Consider the following 18,914-nt stretch of genomic DNA (forward strand, 5'->3'; position numbering starts at 1 on the left):
CACTATGGCGCTGGCGATCGGGGAATTCAGCTTGGGATGGTTCGGACGGGAGGAGACGCAGGACCAGCCGGACATCGCCGGACTCGTCCGCGACTTCAACGGCCTGCTCTATCGCGTCGCTTACTCCGTCGTCCGCAACCCAAGCGAGGCCGAAGACGTCGTGCAGGAGACCTTCCTGCGCGTCATCGAGCACCGTGGAAAGCTGGCCGGTATCCGTGAGATGAAGCCATGGCTCGTACGCATCTGCTGGAACCTCGCGTTAGACCGCAAGCGGCGCATCCGGCCGGATCAGATGGACGATGCCGCAGCGGCAGAGCTCGTCTCACGTGACCTGGGCGCGGAGGCTCAGATCGCGATCGCCCGCGATGTAGCCATGGTCCTGAAGGCACTCGACAAGCTGCCCGCCGCCGAGAAGGCCTGTCTGCTGTTGTGCGCGGTCGAAGAGTTGACCACGGCGGAGGTAGCCGTGGTGCTGGGCAAGAGTGAATCCAGTGTGCGCTCGCTGATCTTCCGGGCGAGAACCCACTTGAAGCAGCGGTTAGGAGGTGCGATATGAACGACGAACGGTTAGACCAAGCCTTGAAGACCCTAAGCAGTGCCGAAGCTCCCGAGTGCCTCGAGCAGCGCGTTCTGCGCCGTCTGGAGACGCAACGCGTGGAGGCTCCGCAAGGACGCCGCTGGCTCATCCCGGCCTGCGCGCTTGGTGCGTGTGCGGTTGTTGCTCTAGTCGTCGGCATACGGTTCCATCGTGCTTCACCTGTGCCGCTTGTTCCAGCTGCAGCGAACGCCCTCCCTTCGCAGGATTTGGCTCGGAGTGGAGCACTCATCGCTTCGCGCAGGTCGATTCCTTTGCGCAGGCCCCACCTCGTCATGAAACCCACGGTTGAGGCCTCCTACCCCGCTTCTCCTGCTCCTTTGACCGAGCAGGAGAAGCTTCTCGTAAAGCTCGCTCAGGTGCGCCAGAGACAAGCCACGCAGGCGATTGAGATCGCTGCGGTGAACCAGAGGACGAAAGATGCCGAGGCTGCCCTGACCCACGAGGAGCAGTTGCTCGTAGCCGTCTCGCGCGTGCGTCAGGATGCCGTCATCGATGCACTCGACCCGGTACGCAGGGCCGCAGCCGACGCCCGCGAAAAACAAGAGTTCAACGCCTATGTTCGACAGAAAGATGGAGGATCTTAATGAAAATCGCTCGCAGTCTCCTTGGCCTCGCGCTTCTCTTCCCGCTGACGGGGCTCGCCCAGAATAAGCCCGCTGAACCGCCTGCGCCAGAACAACCCCAGGCAGTGATGCATACCTATCGCCTGACCTACACCCTTACCGAAAGTGAAGCCGGAAAGCGAGTCGGCGTGCAGCACATCTCGATGACCAGCTCCGCCGACAATCATTCCTCTGTCGCCAAGATAGGTAGCCGCATTCCCATCGCGACGGGATCCTACTCCAACACCGACTCCAAGGCCGTGCAAACTCAGATGACCTATCTCGATATTGGGTTGAATATAGCGGGTCGGTTGCGTGAACTCGGATATGGTCTGCAGGTCCAGAGCAAGATAGAGCAGTCGAGCATGGCCGATGCGCCACCCGCCACTCCCGCCGACCCAGTGATTCGTCAGGAGAGCGTCGAGCTTGACGCCATTGTGACCTTGGGAAAACCAATCACGCTCGGCTCACTCGATATCCCGGGAAGCAACCGTCATACCGACATCGAGTTACTCGTCGAGCGCGTCCCCTAACCAACCGTCAGGATTTTGTTACCAGTGAAGAGCACGCCCAGGCTACTGCAAGGGCGTGCTTTTTCTTTGTCATGTAACCCACGGAACCGAAGAATAAGCTTTGCCGTATCGCCAGAAAACGGCTAACGTCGTGTGTACCGGGCTTTCCGAATAAAATTCTGCGTTCTTCCTGGAGCGACCTCGCATGGCTTTGCGTATCACGAACCTTTCGAAGACCTATGGCAACGGCGTCAAGGCGTTGCAGAACCTCTCGCTGACCATCGGAAACAACATGTTCGGTCTGCTCGGTCCCAACGGGGCAGGGAAGTCCACCCTCATGCGCACCATCGCCACCCTCCAGGAGCCCGACACCGGCGAGATCTTCCTCGACGACGTCAACGTCCTCAAGGAGAAGGACAAGGTCCGCGGCCTGCTCGGCTATCTCCCTCAGGAGTTCGGCGTCTACCCCAAGATGTCCGCGCTCGACATGCTCGACCACCTCGCCGTCATGAAGGGCATCACGCACTCCGGCCAGCGCAGGGAGATCGTCGACGCACTCCTCCAGCAGACCAACCTCTGGGACGCCCGCAAGAAGAACCTCGGCGGCTACTCCGGCGGCATGAAGCAGCGCTTCGGCATCGCGCAGGCCCTGCTCGCCAACCCCAAACTCATCATCGTCGACGAGCCCACCGCCGGCCTCGACCCCGCCGAGCGCAACCGCTTCCTCAACCTCCTCGGCTCCATCGGCCGCGACACCGTCGTCATCCTCTCCACGCACATCGTCGGCGACGTCCGCGAGCTCTGCCCTCGCATGGCCGTCATCGCCGGCGGACAGGTTCTGCTCGAAGGCGCTCCCGAAGAGACCCTCGCCACCCTGCACGGCCGCATCTTCTCGAAGCTCGTCTCCAGCCAGGAAGAGATGACCGCCATCGGCGAAGGCTACACTGTCGTCTCGACGCAGCTCTCCGGCGGCAAGCACGAGGTCCGCGTCTACGCCGAATCCGACCCAGGCGAGGGCTTCACGCCCGTCGAGCAGAACCTTGAAGACGTCTACTTCCTGACCATCAAGCAGCCCAGGCCCGCAGTCGCAGCCTAGCCTTCCCCACAGAGACGTCGACAAGGATAAAACGATGGGCATGTTCCTGAATTTCTTCTTCTTCGAGTTGAAGCTTCGTGCCAAGGGCGCGCTCGCTTACTCGTTCTTCGCCGTCTTTTTCTTCCTCGCGTTCTTTGGAGTTGCCGCGGAAGACTTCATGATCGGACCGGGTAAAGTTCTACTCAACGGACCGTACGAGACCGCGCAGATCCAGATGCTCTTCAGTTTCTTCGGGATGATTCTGGTGGCCGGTATCTTCGGCCCGGCCATCTTGCGCGACTTCCAGTTGAATACCTATCAACTCATCTTCACCAAGCCCCTCAGCAAGTTCGCCTACCTCGGGGGCCGATGGCTTGGATCGTTCGTCACGACCGTCTTTGTCTTCAGTGGCCTCATCTTCGGCGAGCTCGCCGGGTCGCTCGCACCTTGGGTGGATCACACACGTTTGCTTCCCGTCGACGGTCATCTCGTCGCGATGATTCTGAAGACCTTCATCCAGATTCCACTGATCCAGGCCTTCTTTCTAGGGGCCTCATTTTTCTGCGTAGCCGCGCTCACCCGCAAGCTGGTCATCGTCTATCTGCAGGGCATCGGACTGTTTGTGGTGTATCTCGGTTTCCTCTTTTCCGTACTCACGGCTCGCTCCCTCAATCGCTTCTGGCCATCCGTCTTCGATCCACTCGGCAACGTACTCATCGACTCCGTCACCCGTTATTGGACCGTAGCCGACCGCAACGGAATGATGATTCCGTGGCATGGCGAGTTTCTCTACAACCGGCTCCTCTGGATCGGAGTGGGGTGTGTAGCACTGCTTGTTGCCTATATCTTTTTCCCGATGCAGGGCGAAGCGGTCACCGTCCGCTCCGGAAAAAAACGCAACCTGGAGGCGGACGAGGAGCTCGGACCTCCACGGCCCACTTTCCATGTCGTGCTGCCAAGAGTCACCCAGATATTTGGTCTGGCAACAACCTGGGCTCAGTTCATCTCCATGATGCGAGTCCGGATGAAGAACATCTTCTCCGAAGTTCTCTTCTGGGCTATCTGCCTCATGATGGTCGGTCTGAATCTGCTCACTGGTCGAGTTGCCGGCCGCATCAACGGTGCGAATGTCTATCCAGTCACCTACCTCATGTTGCAGGCGGTCGAGAACTGGTCCATCCTTCTGCTCTACATCATCGTGACCATCTACGCCGGTGAACTGATCTGGCGAGAGCGGGACACGAAGTTTGAATTGATCCACGACGCGCTGCCGTTCGCAGGCTGGGTCGACTGGATGAGCAAGTTTGCGGCGATCTGCATCGTGCAGCTCGCGATCCTTACCGTCGTGCTCCTCACAGGCGTTCTCAGTCAGGCGATGCAGGGATACTTCCGGTTCGAGCTGGGGCAGTACTTCAAGGAACTCTACCTCATTACGTTCGTGATGATCTGCACGTTCGCCCTGTTCTGTATGGCGATCCAGACATTCGTCAAGAACAAATTCGTCGGTCACGCCATCGCCATCGCGGTCTTCTTCATCCCCACCTTCATTACCCGGTGGGGCTGGATTGACGTCCTGTACCTTTTCAACAACCCCGTGAGCTACACCTATTCGGACATGAATGGCTACGGCCATTTCGTAAAACCGCTGTTCTGGGAGGATTTTTACTGGCTCGCGTTCGCCTGCTTGCTCGCCGTCTTCGCCATTGCACTAGCGCAGCGCGGCACAGAAGCCCCCTTCGGCGAGCGCTGGCGCAACGCCAAGCTTCGCCTCCCCTCCATGCTTCCCATCGCCGCCCTCTTCGCCCTCGCCTTCCTTGGATCGGGCGCCTGGATCTACTACAACACACACGTCCTCAACGAAATCCGCACCGACCAGGAACAGCGTCATCGCCAGGCCGACTACGAGAAGCTCTACAAAAAATACGAGCGTCTCCCGCAACCGAAGATCACCGACGTCGACACCAGGGTCAACCTCCTGCCCGAGACCCGCTCCTTCGAAGCCACCGGCACCTTCACGCTGAAAAACAAGACCGATCAGCCCATCCCGGACATCCACATCAACGCCACCAAGGAGTCGGTCGACGAAGTCACCTTCGATCGACCCTCGCACATCACCCTCTCCGATCCCAAACACTGGTACACCATCTACCATCTCGAAACGCCCCTCGCTCCCGGCGAAGAGATGAAGATGTTCTTCAAGGCGTCCTATCACTCGCATGGCTTCCGCAACAACGGCGAGCGCCCCGAACTCGTCGCCAACGGCACCTTCTTCGATCAGGACTACTTCCCGCATCTCGGCTACAACCGCGGGCAGGAGCTCGACAACCCCGTCCGGCGCAAGGAAGAAAAACTCGGCCCCCTCGAAGAACTCGCCCCACGCGGCGACCCCTACTACACCAACGTCAATCTCTTTACCCCGGACGGCGACTGGATCACTTATCACACCATCGTCAGCACCGCCCCCGACCAGATCGCGCTCTCGCCCGGCTATCTCCAGAAGCAGTGGAAGCAGAACGGCCGCAACTACTTCGAGTACTCCATGGGCCAGACCAAAATGCTCGAGTTCTACGACTACAACTCCGGCCGCTACGACGTAAAGCGTGCCGTCTATCAGGGCGTCAACGGCCCCATCAATATCGAGGTCTATCACGACCCCAAGCATGAGTTCGACAACGACGACATGATCGAAGCCTCCAAAAAGGGCCTCGAATACTACGAAAAGAACTACGGCCCCTTCCAGTTTGGCCAGTACCGCATCCTCGAGTACCCGCGCTACCGCACCTTCGCCCAGTCGTTCCCCAACACCATCCCCTTCTCGGAAGGCATCGGCTTCATCGGCAAGGTCGAAAAGCCCGACGACATCGACTTCACCTACTTCGTCACCGACCACGAACTCGCGCACCAGTGGTGGGCGCACCAACTCATCGGCGGTGCCGTCCTCGGCTCCAACATGATGTCCGAGTCCTTCGCCGAGTACTCCGCCCTCCGCGTCATGGAGAAGAAGTACGGCGCTGCCAACATGCGTAAGTTTTTACGTTACGAATTGGACGGCTACCTCCGCGGGCGCGCCGGGGAAGTCCGCCACGAACCGCCTCTGGTCCTCGTGCAGAACGAGCCTTACGTCTGGTATCAAAAGGGTTCACTCGTCCTCTACGGCCTCTCCGACTACATCGGCGAGGACAAGGTCAACCTCGCCCTCAAGACTCTGCTCGACAAGTACAAGTTCGCCGGTCCGCCCTATCCCGACACCCGCGCCCTCACCGCGGAGCTACGTGCCGTCACCCCGCCGGAGCTCCAGTACCTCATCACCGACATGTTCGAGACCATCACCCTCTACGACAACAAGACCACGACCGCCACCTACGTCGAGACCCCCGACCATACGTTCAAAGTCACGATGCATGTGGATGCGAAGAAGCTGAAGGCCGACGGCACCGGCAACGAAACCGTCGCACCGTTGAACGACCTCATCGAGCTGGGCGTCTTCAAGGGAGAAAAGAACCACGAAGTACCTCTTCACGTAGAAAAGAGGTGGATCAATCAACCCACATCGACCTTCGAGTTCATCGTGGACGAGAAGCCCACGCGAGCAGGCATCGATCCGTTCAACAAACTCATCGACCGCAACCCGGAAGACAACACGGTCGACATCACGAAGCAGTAAGGCGGATCTCCTCGTGGGTCGGAATGCCACGCCTGCCAACGGAAGGCCCGCACGATTCCACGTCACCACGACCGGTAGACACGTCACGAAAGACCGCCGCCCGCGCAGGGCGCTTTAAACAAGAAGAAGGGCCCCGACCGGGGCCCTTCTTGTTGCATGCGCTGCTGGCGGAGAAAATTAGGCTCCGGGAGCGGTGATGCCGTGCTCGATCGCTGCCTTGTAGCCAGCCTCGAAGGAGGAGCGGTATGCTTCCTTCGCATTGCCCTTCACGGGAGGGTGGACGTACAGGTGAGAGACCTTGGGGTCGATCTTGCGCTTGGTCAGGGTGTCGAGCTTCGCAGCCTCGATACCATCGCGATAGCCCTGCTGGGCCTGCTCGGTACCGGCGGGAGGGGTGTTCCAATCCTGAACGGCGCTGTTCTGGTTCTGGGAAGACTGGGCGAGCGCCACAAAGGGAACGCTGCTCATAATCGCCACTGCAAACAGTGGTGTAGCAAAACGGGTTAGCTTACGCATATTACTTTCCTTTAGACCCCTTACAGGATCTACATTTCTAACGGGTTAGATGCACCCGAGAGCAAGACGAACCTTACTCCTCTTAAGTTGCAATATGCAAGCACTTTGGTTGCTTATTCTTACTTATTCTTGGTCATGGAATGTAACTCCGTAACCGGGCTTCACACGCACTTTTCGCATCTACAATCACACTATGTGCGGAATTGTCGGTTACATCGGTCCAAAGCCTCCCGTCCCCATCATCATCGAAGGTCTGCGTCGTCTGGAGTATCGCGGTTATGACTCCGCAGGCATCGCCGTCGCTGGCGGGCCGGTCCAGGCCAACGGATCCTCTCTCGTGCTGCGCCGCGCCCCGGGCAAACTCCGCAACCTCGAAGCCGTCATCGCCGAGCGCCCCATCGAAGGCACCTTCGGCATCGGACACACCCGCTGGGCCACCCACGGACGCCCCACCGAGGAGAACGCACACCCTCACCGCGACGGCACCGGAACCCTCGTCGTCGTCCATAACGGCATTGTGGAGAACTACTTAGCCCTCAAGGCCACCCTCATCGCCAAGGGCCATACCTTCGTCTCCGAGACCGACACCGAAATCATCGCGCACCTCATCCAGGATGAGCTCGAACTCGCCAGCGCCACACCCCACGAGCACGAAACGGTCGAGGAAGCCAACGAATCCGAGGCTGTTCTGGGCGACCGCACCAGGCCCAGCCTGCCCCTCGAAGAGGCCGTCCGCCGCGCCGTCAAGCGCGTCACCGGCGCCTTCGCCATCGGCGTCATGAGCGCCCACGAGCCCGATAAACTCGTCGCCGCCCGCATGGGCCCGCCCGCCGTCATCGGCATCGGCGAAGGCGAGTACTTCGTCGCCTCCGACGTTCCCGGCATCCTCCACCACACCCGCAACATGCACTTCCTCCAGGACGGTGAGATCGCCGTCCTCACCCCCGCCGGAGTCACCATCACCGACTTCCAGGGCGCGCCTCTGCCCCTCAAGGTCGTCCGCATCGCCTGGGACCCCATTCAAGCCGAAAAAGCCGGCTACAAGCACTTCATGCTCAAGGAGATCAACGAGCAGCCCCGCGCCATCCGCGACACCACCCTCGGTCGCGTCTCGCTCGAAACCGGCAAGGTCTTCCTCGCCGAGATGCAGATCTCCGAGCAGGAGTTCAAGGATGCCACCCAGATCACCATCGCCGCCTGCGGCACCAGTTGGCACGCAGGCCTCGCCGGCAAGTTCATGATCGAGCGCCTCGCCCGCCTGCCCGTTGACGTCGACTACGCCAGCGAGTACCGCTACCGCGACCCCATCGCCGATTCCAAAGGACTCGGCCTCCTCATCACCCAGTCCGGCGAAACCGCCGACACCATCGCCGCGCAAAAGGAACTCATCGCCAAGGGCTCCAAAACCCTCGCCATCTGCAACGTCGTCGGCGCAGCCGTCTCCCGTGAGGCCCAGGGAACCATCACCACCAACGCCGGCCCGGAGATAGGCGTCGCCTCCACAAAGGCCTTCACCGCCCAGCTCACCGCCCTCTTCCTCTTCGCCCTCTATCTCGCGCAGGTCCGCGGGACGATCACCGAAGCCCAGTCCCGCGAACTCGTCGACGAACTCTCCAAGGTTCCCGGCAAGGTGGAAGAGATCCTCCGTTCCATCGACGACCAATGCTGCACCCTCGCCAAGTCCTTCTCCACCGCCCGCGATTTCCTCTTCCTCGGCCGCGGCATCCACTACCCCATCGCCCTCGAAGGCGCTCTCAAGCTCAAGGAGATCAGTTACATCCACGCCGAGGGCTACCCCGCAGGCGAGATGAAGCATGGCCCCAACGCCCTCATCGACGAGACCCTTCCGGTCGTCTGCATCGCCACCAAGGACCCCAACGACCCCTCCTCCGTCCTCAAGTACGAGAAGACCCTTTCGAACATCCAGGAGGTCACCGCCCGCTCCGGCCGTGTCATCGCCGTCGCCATCAACGGCGACGACCAGATCGGCCAGCTCGTCGAGCACGTCATCCACATTCCCCAGGCACCCGAGCTCCTTCTGCCTATTCTGGAGGTGGTTCCCCTCCAGCTCCTCGCCTACCACATCGCCGTACGCCGCGGTTGCGACGTAGATCAACCCCGCAACCTCGCGAAATCGGTTACGGTGGAGTAGCGTGACCCGCTTACGCCGAAACGGCGTCTACCGAACAAGAGGATTCAGCATGACGATGCAAAATCTCGTGGGGCGTCTCGGCCTTTTGGCCCTGGCGCTCGGCGTCAGCACCGCAGCATACGGACAGGCCGAGGTTACCGCCTCGCAGGCCATGGAGCTTTCCGCCTTTGGCGCCGCCACGGGGACGTTTACAGGGCTCGAAAATACCCGCAACTTCGGCATGACGGCCGGAGCCGATCTCGCCTTCCGCCCCTTCTTCGGCGTACGCCCAGCCCTGGAGATCCGCGGAACCTACCCGTTCGATAAAGGCGCGGTACTCGGCCTGAAGGATGGCCTCATCGGCGTCCGGCTTATGAAGAGCTATGGCCGCTTCGAACCCTACCTCGACGGCCTCTGGGGTCGCGGCGAAATCACCTACGTCGGCGGCTTCATCGTCGGCAACTTCCGCTACGATCGCACCACCTCGAACGTCTGGTCCGGTGGCGGTGGCTTCGACTACCGCCTCACCAACCACTTCGGCATCAAGGCCGACGCCCAGGTCCAGCGCTGGTCCACGCCGGTCACCAACTCCGGCAAGGTCTACCCCGTGCCCGTCAGCCTCGGCGTAACCTACCACTTCGACTTCAATCACCACTACAAGATGCACCGCACCCGCCCCGCCCGCGTCTACGACGCACCACCCCCACCGTCCGTGGAAGTAGCCCCACCCCCACCGCCACCCCCGACGTCCCCGGCCCCCAACCTCTAAGTGCCACCCACGCGGGTGCCCCCACATCTCGCTTTTGAGATGTGGGGGGGAGGCCTCAAAACATCTCAGAAGCCTACAAATTGAACAGATCCCGCAGCCGCTTCGTCTGCGCCCGGCTTACTGGAATCTCCGTCTTCTTCGGGTCGTCCATCCGCAGTTGATAGGTCGATTTGAACCAGGGCACAACCTCCCGTATGTGCTGAATATTCACCACATACGAACGGTGTGCCCGCCAGAAAGCCTCCGGATCGAGCTGATCCATCAGCTCCTCCAGCGTCCGGCAGTTGGAGTGCCCTTCGATCGTCGGCGTCACTACCGAGATCGCCCCCTCTTCAATCGAAGCAAAGCAGATATCCCTCTGGTCCACCAGCAAAAGCCGGTTCTGCGCCCGCACAATCACCTTGCTGGAGTTCGCCCGCGGAGCAGACACCGGGGCCGCGCTCGCCTGGGCCTGCTCTCCCACCAGCCGCAGCAGCGCATCCAGCTTCGCGCTCGTATCGGGGTCCGAAGCCGCCGCCATCCGAGCCCGAGCCTTCTCGATCGTCTGCAGCACCCTCGACCGGTCAAACGGCTTCAGCAGATAATCGACCGCATTCACCTCGAACGCCCGCACAGCATACTGGTCGTACGCGGTGGCAAACACCACCTGCGGCATCTTGGTCTTTTTATCCAGCAGCTTTTTCAGGACCGCGAACCCATCCAGCCCGGGCATCTGCACATCCAGAAACACCAGGTCAGGCTTCAGCGTTCGAATCAGCTCCACCGCGTCGATGCCGTTCGACCCCTGCCCGACCACCTCGACCGTAGCCGCCTCCAGCAGGTAGGCAAGCTCCTGACGCGCGAGCGGTTCGTCGTCGATCAGGACTACGCGGAGGGTGGGTTTGTTGGCACTAGTCACGGTACGCTTGGAGCCGTGCCGGAGAATGATCCTCAGCGAGGTCATGTCCGCACTGCACACAGTATACGTCCGTAATCTGCACACTGCGGAAGCACTTGCCGCACGCCGGAGCCATCTGGAACTGGCACTGCGGGCAGAAGTGGAAGTCGGAAGCCAACTCGGTCGTGCAGTTCGGGCACCGCGAAAGGATCGGCTGACGCAGCAGGAAGTAAACCACCGCGCCAATCCCGCCCGGCATCAGGATCACCAGCAGAACCCACAGGCTCGCCGACATCTTGCGCCGCTTCACATCCCGGCTCACATACCCGATCAGCAGCACATAGCTCGCAAACGCGGTCCCCGATGAGTAGCTCATCATCATCCGCATCGGCAGCATGCCCGGCTTGCTATGCGGCAGATACCCATGGAAAAGGTACTGCGTCGCCACGAAGACGATCACGGAAAGAAAGATCGACCACCGCGGGATAAGGTTCAGCTCGCTGTCGCCGCCGGCATTGTCCAGATCGGTACCGCGCTTCCAGGGAATGGTCATCTATCGATTCTCCTGTCGGCCGGAAAGATTGCTCCCCTTGAACCGCTTCAGCAACGCCACAATCAACAGCGCGCCGGTCACCGGCAGAAACCAGATCAGCAGGATCGGGAGATGAAACTTCGAGTCCAATGCATTGTCGGCGAGCATCTCGTACTCGTCGAACATGAACCAGCACGCGCACACAATCATGATGATCAGCGAGGAAGCCACCAGGATCGGCGCCCAGAGCGACCGGTTCCTGCTCTTCTGTGCCTGCATCACCCGCGCCCGCTCCCGCACCACGCGATGCGTACGGTTCACCACCGATGCCCTGACCGTCGTCGAAGCGATCGGGTTCCGCGCCGCTGTGCTCATCGCGTCGCCTCCCGAGACTGCCTCAGCGTCCGCAGCCGCTCGATCTGAGGCTTCAGCGCCGCCAGCCCGCGATACAGCCTCGACTTCACGGTCGACAGCGGAGCCCGCGTCACCCCCGCAATCTCCTCCAGCGACAACTCTTCATGGAATCTCAGCACAAGCACTTCGCGATAGTTCGGCTCCAGGCTCAGCATCACCTCGGCCAGCTCCGCGGAGTTCTCACGCGATTGAAACTGCTCCAGGGGCGATGGCCCTTCCATCACAATCTCGAACGGCCGCTCATCGTCGCCACCCTCGCGCATCTCGTCCAGCGAACTCATCGTCCGCTTCCGCGAGAGGTCGATCACCAGGTTGCGCGCAATCGTAAAAAGCCACGTATCGAACCGCGCCCGCCCGTCGTACTGTCCGCCCCGCATCAGAACCCGCATCCAGGTCTCCTGGAAAAGGTCCTCCGCAATCTCGCGCTTGCCCGTCAGGAACATCAGGTAGCGCAGCAGACGGTGCTGGTACAACTCGATCAGATGGTCCAGCAGCTCCGGGTCCTGGCGCTTCAAACCCCGCGCAATCGCCGCATTTTCACGCTGGTTCTCCGCAGCCATCGCGGCTTGCTGTGCGGCGGTCAACGTGATGGAAGCTGCGTTCACAGTCGTTCGACGACCCCGTGCTTCAGAAAGTCTCTTAATCTTTAGATATTACGGTGACTTCTTTCGAAATCTTACGACAACGCTGCACGTCGTCAACCACAAAATACGGCGATTTCGGCAGTAAACTGAATAGATGGAAGTTCTCTTCGGTCTGCATCCGGTGGAAGAAGCAATACGGTCTGGCGCAAGGCCTTTGGAATCAGTCGTCGTCTCCCGCGAGCGCCGCGACGAGCGCCTCGAACGGCTCATCGCCCTCTGCCGCGCCGCTGGTGTCAGCGTCACGACAGAGTCTCGTGAGCAAATGACCAAGCTCGCCCGCACCGACCAGCATCAGGGCATCCTCGCCATCGTCAAGGAGCGCGCCTTCCTCTCCGTCGAAGACCTCCTCAAACGTCCCGCCGGACACGAAGGCAACCGCTTCTTCCTCGCCTGCGACGGCATCGAAGACCCCCACAACCTCGGAGCCCTCTTACGCACCGCCGACGCCGCAGGGGTGGACGGCGTCATCCTCCCCGAGCGCCGCGCCGTCGGCATCACCGGCACCGTCGCCAAAACCTCCGCCGGAGCCAGCGAACACGTCCGCATCGCCCGCGTCACCAACCTCGTCCGCGCCCTCGAAGTCATGAAGAAAAATAACGTCTGGGTCGTCGGCCTCGACGAGCGCGGCTCCCCCGACTACATGGACTTCGACTTCAAGACCGACTGTGTCCTCGTTCTCGGCCGCGAAGGTGCCGGTCTCCACGATCTCGTAAAAAAGACCTGCGATCACCTTCTCCGGATACCCATGGCCGGTATGGTTTCGTCTCTTAACGTGTCCGTCGCCGGTGCCGTCGTCATGTACGAGTCCGTCCGGCAGCGCCGCCAACCCGCCGCGCCCACCCCTCACCCGGTAAAGAAGAAGTTGAAAGGTCTTGGTTCTTGAACGAGTATCCCGGCACCACCGATCCACGCGTCACCCAAGTCTCCCCCCGCGTACAAAAGCCGGCCCCGCCAGAAAACTCTGTCATCCTGAGCGAAGGTTTGCGAGCTCCTGGCGCAAACCTCTCGCGCGACAGAGTCCTGCTCGCCATCGCCGCCTGCGCCATCTCGATCGGCGCCCTCGCACAGGACGCTCCTGCCGCCCCGCCGCAGGGCAAGGTGCTCTTCTCCCGCGACACCGCGACCGCCACACCGCAAGCCGAGCCCGAAAAGCCCACCCTCGCCACCGAGATCCTCCCCGAAGTCACCGACGCCGAGCGCACCGCACCCCACATCACCGCGTACGACCTCGATCTGCATCTCGCCGCCGCCAAATCCGGCCTCACCACCCGCGCAGGCCTCACCATCCGTAACGACGGCACGCAACCCATGACCCGTCTGGTCCTCTCCATCTCCTCCACCCTGCGCTGGGAGAGCATCTCGACCGCCACCGCTGCCCTCACCTTCCAGCAGCACCTCATCAACACCGACGCCGACCACACCGGCGGTGCCGACGAGGCCGTCATCACCCTCGCCGAGCCCCTCGCCCCCGGCGACTCCATCGTCCTCCGCGCCCTCTACTCCGGCACCATCGAGCGCAGCTCCGGCCGACTCGATCGCATCGGGGCCCCAGCCGATCAGGCCGAGCGCACCGACTGGGATCAGATCGGCCGCGAAACCGCCCTGCGCGGCTTCGGCGAGGTCCTCTGGTACCCCGTAGCCGCCGCGCCCGCCCTCCTCGGCGACGGAGCCAAACTCTTTGAGGCCATCGGCCTCGCCCGCCTCCAGGCCCGCACCACCACCGCCCGCCTGCGCCTTACCGTCGAGTACATCGGCGAAGCCCCGCACTCCGCCTACTTCTGCGGACGCCTCGAACGCCTCACTGCGACCAGCGAAAATCAGGACGTTCCCGTTGCCGAATCCCCCGGCATCGCCACGGCCGAGTTTCCCGCCCGGACCCTCGGCTTCCGCACCATGAGCCTCTTCGTCACCGAAAAGCCCGAGACCATGAGCGACGGCGACCTCCTCTCCGCGGTCACGGAAAACGACGCGGCCTTCAAGGCCTCCGTCGCCGCCGCCCAGACCGTCCAGCCCCTCCTCGCCGAGTGGTACGGAGCCGAGGGCCCCCTCGAACCCCTCCGCATGATCGACCACCCCGGCCAGCCCTTCGAAGACGGCGCTCTGGTCGTCACCCCCATGGCCGCCGCCGCACCCGCGGCCATGGCCCCGGCCATGGTCGAAGCACTCAGCCACGTCTGGATCAACTCCCGCCAGCCCTGGATCGCCGAAGGCCTCGCCCAGTTCGACTATCTTCTCTGGATCGAGCGCACCGACGGCCGCGAAACCGCCGACCGCGAACTCAGCCGCGAACTCGTTCCCTTGGCCCTGGTGGAACCCGCCGGAACCGGCACAGGCCAACCCCTCACCCAGGCCCACGACGAGGTCTACCTGCGCGCCAAGTCCGCCGCCATCTTCTGGATGCTCCGCTCCATCGTTGGCGACGACGTCCTCAAGGATGTCCTCAAGTCGTACCGGCGCGAGGTCAAGGGCGACGACGAACCCAAACGCCTCCAGCAGATGCTCGAGCACAAGACCGGCAACAGCCTCTCCTGGTTCTTTGACGACTGGGTCTACGCCGATAAGGGCCTCCCCGATCTCTCCATCGTGCAGGTCACCCCCCGCCAGCTTCCCGCAACCGGTGCCAAGATGCGCGAGCAGGGAGCCGTGGGCAGTTGGCTGGTTGCGGTCGAGGTTCGGAACGAGGGCGACGCCATCGCCGAGGTCCCGGTCACGGTCCGCTCCGGAACCCTCACCGCCACAGAGCGCCTCCGCATCCCCGGCAAGACCTCCGCCTCCACCCGCATCCTCTTCGAAAAGGTTCCCGAAGAGGTCGTGGTCGGCGACGGCGAAGTCCCCGAGATGCGCGTCAGCCGCCACACCCGCCGGGTCACCATCGAGCCAACCAAGTAACCGAAGCCCTCTCAGTCGCCCTTGCGATTACTGCAGTTGTAGTTGCCGTTGCCTGTTTCTTCCAGAGAGCCAATTGAAGCACCCCAGTGCGGTAATCGAAGCAAAAACAAACCAATTTTTGGTAGCGGCGTTTCACCACAAAAAGCCCACAAAATCCACGCAAAATCCCACGTTTGACCGCACCAAATCTCCCTGGTAAAACATCAGGAAATCCGTGCCGCCACCCCTTAACTCGCGTAGAAAACCATACTTACAAGAAGCAACAAGATTCGGCACAAACCATACCAATGTTGAACCCTTTTTTAGCCCGGAGGTCCGACCTCTTAGCGCCGGCGACGCTTCGGAATGGTCCGCTCAGCAGCCGCCTGCCACGTCTGCGCAGCGCCCCACGGACGGCTCGAAGTGATGTCCAGATGGATCGGAGTCGTTGGTGCCGCGCTCGCCGGAAGCACGTCGTTCAGCCCATCCCCAAACTGCGGCAGAGCCGCCGAAAGAGCCGCCATCCGCTGTACCGTGGCGTTCCCCGTCAGATGGAAGCTCGTCCCCGCAGGGTCGAAACGTCCCTCCACAACCGCCGGCTCCCGCCCGCCAAGCGTGATGGTCGTAGGCAGCAGCAACAGCGTGGAAGGCGAACCCGCCGCAGCAGAATGCCGTCCCTTCACCGGGGCAGGCTCATCCGCAGGCTGCACGGTCAGATCGCCCAACAAAACAGGGGACTTATCATCGGGTGACGTCTGAATCGTCCCTGCCTTCCAGGTGAAGGCCCCCGTAATCGCCGGAGTATCCTTGGTCCCCGGCTGCCACATCAGCTTGCCGCTGACGCTTCCACCCAGCGTCAGTTGCTCGGGAATGCGCTGGCTCAGCGTCTGCAGCATGCCGGTCAGGTCCCGCGCCGGTGTTGCAGGCAGCTCAACGCTCACCGTCGCATTTCCCGGCTGCCGCACGTCGGGCAGCGATCCTGAGACCGTCAGGTACGGAGCACTGCCGCCATTCGGAATCGCGCATTGCGCCGTCGTAATGGCGTGGAAGGAGCTTGCGATCGTCGCCGTGCACTCCGTGGTCATCGCCAGCGGATGCGTCGGAACGAAGTCCGAGCGGTGCGCGTCCTCGACATGCAAACGGGTATGTATCTCGTTGGTTCCAATGGTTCCCAGCGCGGAGGCCGAAAGCGTCATCTCGCCCCGCCAGTCCGCATCCCGTCCCAGCACGATGCGGCTCACCTCGCCCAGCGGAGCAGCCTTCCACTCGCCGTGCAGGTCGATTGGAATCTGGTCGATCCTCGTCGAGCGCCCCAACGTCCCATCCAGGTGCAGCACACCTGCATACCCCACCGGGAGGTCCGTACGCGTAGGATGCGCCGTAATCCGGAAGTGCCAGGTCCCCGGATCCGGCAGCCACAGCGAAAAGTCGGAATCGGTCAGCGAAAACGGGCTCTTCAACTGGTCCAGCTTCAGGTTCAGCCGGGCTCCGGTCGCTTCAATGTAAGGGAATCGAGGCTGTGGTCCGGCCTTGGGCTGCGCGGTCGGCGCCGCCTCGATATGCGCGGCCTGCAGCAGAATCGAGTCGACGTTCCACGCGCCCTGCGCCGTGTGTACCAGGTTGATCGACGGTTCCGTCAGCGAGATCGTGGAGAACTCCACACGCCGCCGCCAGAGGCTCGAAATCCGCAGCGTGGCGTGAACCGAATTCGCCCGGATGGTCGGCTCATTGCCAAACGCCGGGTCCTCGCTCACGACGAAGTTATCCAGCGTAAGTCCCGGCAAAGGCAGAAGATTCAGCGTCACGTTGTCCAGATGCACCGGCCGCCCCAGGCTCTCGGAGATGCTCGTCGTAATCCGCTTCTGGTAGCGGTTCACGTTCACGTAGGGCGGAATCAGCACCAGCAGCAGAAGCGCCACCAGCACGCCGAGCACCACCCAGAGCCGCCGGTAGAAGGGCGTGCGCGGGGCGAGGGTCGGCTGGTCGAGTTGGGTCGGTTCGGGCACTATTTGATCAGGTGGAGGGTCCGGCTCCAGCGTGTTCCGTCGAAGATGTGAATGACGACGTGGAACATGAACGCCACACGGTCGCCCATGCCCTGCTTGTCGATCTGGTCAGCCGGCGTCTGGAACGACCAGTACACGAAAAGCGGCCTGCCGACGATGTTCTCCCGCGGCACAAACCCCCAGAACCGCCCATCGAGCGATTCCGTCCGGTTGTCGCCCATGGCGAACACCTTCCCGGGCGGCACGACAAGGTCGTCGCCCACGATGTGCGTCGGCATATCCTCAGCCCACTGCGCCGTAATGTCATACCCCTGGCTGGGCGGAACGGAAGGGAAGTCATCGCGATACGGGTTGTACGCGTCGTTCGGATCGCCCGTCTGCCCCGGCTTGGCGGCAAACGGCTCGTTCTGCGCCACGCCATTCAGAAACAACACGCCATTGCGCAGGTGAATCCTGTCTCCCGGCAGACCGATGGCCCGCTTCACCAGAAAGAGGTCCGGCGTCTCAGGATTCGGCTTCAGAAAAACAATGACATCGCCCCGCTGAATATCCCGGTAATGCATAAAGAAAGCCCACTTCGTCGGCGGCGCGAACGACACACGATCGACCAGCACATGGTCGCCGATGAGCAGCGTCTTCACCATGGAAGCGGAGGGAATCTCGAAGTTCTGAAAGATAAAAGCCATCACAAACAGCCCGACGGCGAGCACGCTGGAGATCGAAGCAAGCGATTCGAGAGGGGTCTCGGTCTCGTCTTTCTTCTGGGGCGTTTCTGCAGTCGGTTCGATTTCTTCTGTCGCTGTGTTCGTCTGGCTGGCCAAGGCGCTCTCCGTTGGTTGTTGTGTCAGTGTACCTTGTGGGTGCCTCGCGGAGTAGATGCGCCTACGTGATCCGGTGGAGCGTTCTGGTCCAGCGGGTTCCATCGAAGATGTGCAGCATGACGTGGAACATGAAGCCGATGCGCTCTCCGACGCCTTGCTTTTCGGCCTGCTCGGGGGGTGTCCGGAACGACCAGTAGACGAACAACGGCGTGCCTACGATGTTTTCGCGAGGGACGAATCCCCAGAAACGGGCGTCGAGCGACTGGGTGCGGTGGTCGCCCATGGCGAAGACCTTACCCGGCGGCACAACGAGATCCTCGCCGACGATGTGGGAGGGCATGTCTTCGGCCCACTCGGCGGTGAGGTTGTAGCCCTGGCTGGCGGGCACGGAGGGAAAGTCGTCGCGATAGGGGGTGTAGGCATCGTTGGGGTCGTTCGTATCGCCTGGTTTGGCGGCGAAGGGCTCGTTCTGCGCGACGCCGTTCAGGTACAGGATGCCGTTGCGGAGATGAATGCGATCGCCGGGAAGTCCGATGGCACGCTTGACGAGGAAGAGCTCGGGGGGATCGGGCGGCACAGGGTTCGGCTTGAAGAAGACGATCACGTCGCCGCGGTGGACCTCGCGGTATGGCATGAAGAATGCCCACTTTGTCGGCGGGGGAAAGCCGGTGCGATTGACCAGAACGTGATCGCCGACCAGAAGCGTCTTCTCCATCGAACCCGACGGAATCTCGAAGTTCTGGAAGATAAAGGCCATGACGAAGAGGCCGATGGCGAGCACGCTGGCAATGGAGGCGAGCGACTCCAGAGGCGTCTCGCTCCGGACCTCGGGCTCCTGCTGCGCTTTCTCGGTGGGTCTTGGATCTTCCGTGGACATAATATTCG

General features: G+C 61.8%; 17 protein-coding genes. 9 read left to right on the forward strand and 8 right to left on the reverse strand.

All coding sequences use genetic code 11. From position 1 onward, the window contains the following. Positions 1-4: 4 nt before the first annotated feature. The 5 genes from BM400_RS06880 (at position 5) to BM400_RS06900 (ending at position 6,451) form a co-directional block, all read left to right on the forward strand. Entirely contained in the window at positions 5-556 is a 552-nt protein-coding gene (locus BM400_RS06880) for an RNA polymerase sigma factor (protein ID WP_089837871.1), read from the forward strand. Then, positions 553-1,182 (forward strand): hypothetical protein, encoded by a 630-nt coding sequence (locus BM400_RS06885; RefSeq protein WP_089837873.1) that lies wholly within the window; start codon positions 553-555, stop codon positions 1,180-1,182. Before BM400_RS06880 ends, BM400_RS06885 begins: the two co-directional genes overlap by 4 nt. Further along, the gene (locus tag BM400_RS06890; RefSeq protein ID WP_089837875.1) at positions 1,182-1,733 is read left to right on the forward strand and encodes a hypothetical protein; all 552 of its coding nucleotides are present in this window, start codon (positions 1,182-1,184) and stop codon (positions 1,731-1,733) included. The genes BM400_RS06885 and BM400_RS06890 overlap by 1 nt, the downstream gene beginning before the upstream one ends. Before the next feature lie 184 nt (positions 1,734-1,917). Beyond that, the gene (locus BM400_RS06895) at positions 1,918-2,808 is read left to right on the forward strand and encodes an ABC transporter ATP-binding protein (protein ID WP_089837877.1); all 891 of its coding nucleotides are present in this window, start codon (positions 1,918-1,920) and stop codon (positions 2,806-2,808) included. A 34-nt stretch (positions 2,809-2,842) separates the two neighbouring features. Continuing rightward, a complete protein-coding gene (locus BM400_RS06900; RefSeq protein ID WP_089837879.1) occupies positions 2,843-6,451 on the forward strand; it encodes a M1 family aminopeptidase in 3,609 nt (1,202 codons plus the stop codon). Positions 6,452-6,628: 177 nt separating this feature from the next. On the opposite strand, the gene BM400_RS06905 is transcribed toward BM400_RS06900, so the two are convergent. After that, positions 6,629-6,967: a hypothetical protein gene (locus tag BM400_RS06905; protein ID WP_089837882.1), complete on the reverse strand. Its 339-nt coding sequence runs from the start codon at positions 6,965-6,967 to the stop codon at positions 6,629-6,631. A gap of 193 nt (positions 6,968-7,160) precedes the next feature. Between BM400_RS06905 and glmS the strand changes: the two genes are divergently transcribed. Beyond that, entirely contained in the window at positions 7,161-9,119 is a 1,959-nt protein-coding gene (glmS, locus tag BM400_RS06910; protein ID WP_089837884.1) for a glutamine--fructose-6-phosphate transaminase (isomerizing), read from the forward strand. 49 nt (positions 9,120-9,168) lie between these two features. Further along, positions 9,169-9,867: a hypothetical protein gene (locus tag BM400_RS06915; protein WP_089837886.1), complete on the forward strand. Its 699-nt coding sequence runs from the start codon at positions 9,169-9,171 to the stop codon at positions 9,865-9,867. A 73-nt stretch (positions 9,868-9,940) separates the two neighbouring features. On the opposite strand, the gene BM400_RS06920 is transcribed toward BM400_RS06915, so the two are convergent. Genes BM400_RS06920 through BM400_RS06935 form a run of 4 tightly spaced genes read right to left on the reverse strand, consistent with a single transcriptional unit; the run spans position 9,941 to position 12,250 of the window. Then, positions 9,941-10,765, reverse strand: a complete 825-nt coding sequence (locus BM400_RS06920) for a LytR/AlgR family response regulator transcription factor (RefSeq protein ID WP_245781727.1) — start codon at positions 10,763-10,765, stop codon at positions 9,941-9,943. Then, complete coding sequence (locus BM400_RS06925; protein WP_089837891.1) at positions 10,758-11,297, reverse strand: zinc ribbon domain-containing protein; 540 nt, start codon at positions 11,295-11,297, stop codon at positions 10,758-10,760. The genes BM400_RS06920 and BM400_RS06925 overlap by 8 nt, the downstream gene beginning before the upstream one ends. Beyond that, positions 11,298-11,651 carry a hypothetical protein gene (locus BM400_RS06930; RefSeq protein WP_089837893.1) on the reverse strand — a complete coding sequence of 118 codons (354 nt, stop codon included), beginning with the start codon at positions 11,649-11,651 and terminating at the stop codon, positions 11,298-11,300. Then, positions 11,648-12,250 (reverse strand): RNA polymerase sigma factor, encoded by a 603-nt coding sequence (locus BM400_RS06935; RefSeq protein WP_089841580.1) that lies wholly within the window; start codon positions 12,248-12,250, stop codon positions 11,648-11,650. The genes BM400_RS06930 and BM400_RS06935 overlap by 4 nt, the downstream gene beginning before the upstream one ends. A gap of 178 nt (positions 12,251-12,428) precedes the next feature. On the opposite strand from BM400_RS06935, the gene rlmB reads away from it, so the two are divergent. Then, on the forward strand, positions 12,429-13,217 hold the full coding sequence (gene rlmB / locus BM400_RS06940) for a 23S rRNA (guanosine(2251)-2'-O)-methyltransferase RlmB (RefSeq protein WP_089837895.1): 789 nt from the start codon (positions 12,429-12,431) through the stop codon (positions 13,215-13,217). After that, entirely contained in the window at positions 13,214-15,223 is a 2,010-nt protein-coding gene (locus BM400_RS06945; protein ID WP_089837897.1) for a M1 aminopeptidase family protein, read from the forward strand. Before rlmB ends, BM400_RS06945 begins: the two co-directional genes overlap by 4 nt. A 323-nt stretch (positions 15,224-15,546) precedes the next feature. Here BM400_RS06945 and BM400_RS06950 read toward each other — a convergent pair whose 3' ends face one another. From BM400_RS06950 to lepB (BM400_RS06960), 3 genes are all read right to left on the reverse strand, one after another. Continuing rightward, positions 15,547-17,208 carry a DUF748 domain-containing protein gene (locus BM400_RS06950; RefSeq protein ID WP_175528901.1) on the reverse strand — a complete coding sequence of 554 codons (1,662 nt, stop codon included), beginning with the start codon at positions 17,206-17,208 and terminating at the stop codon, positions 15,547-15,549. Continuing rightward, positions 17,208-18,029, reverse strand: a complete 822-nt coding sequence (lepB, locus tag BM400_RS06955) for a signal peptidase I (protein WP_245781728.1) — start codon at positions 18,027-18,029, stop codon at positions 17,208-17,210. Before lepB (BM400_RS06955) ends, BM400_RS06950 begins: the two co-directional genes overlap by 1 nt. Positions 18,030-18,090: 61 nt before the next feature. After that, on the reverse strand, positions 18,091-18,906 hold the full coding sequence (lepB, locus tag BM400_RS06960; protein ID WP_089837903.1) for a signal peptidase I: 816 nt from the start codon (positions 18,904-18,906) through the stop codon (positions 18,091-18,093). Between the last annotated feature and the right edge of the window lie 8 nt (positions 18,907-18,914).

It is taken from the genome of Granulicella pectinivorans (genome assembly GCF_900114625.1).
In the GTDB taxonomy this organism is placed as follows: domain Bacteria; phylum Acidobacteriota; class Terriglobia; order Terriglobales; family Acidobacteriaceae; genus Edaphobacter; species Edaphobacter pectinivorans.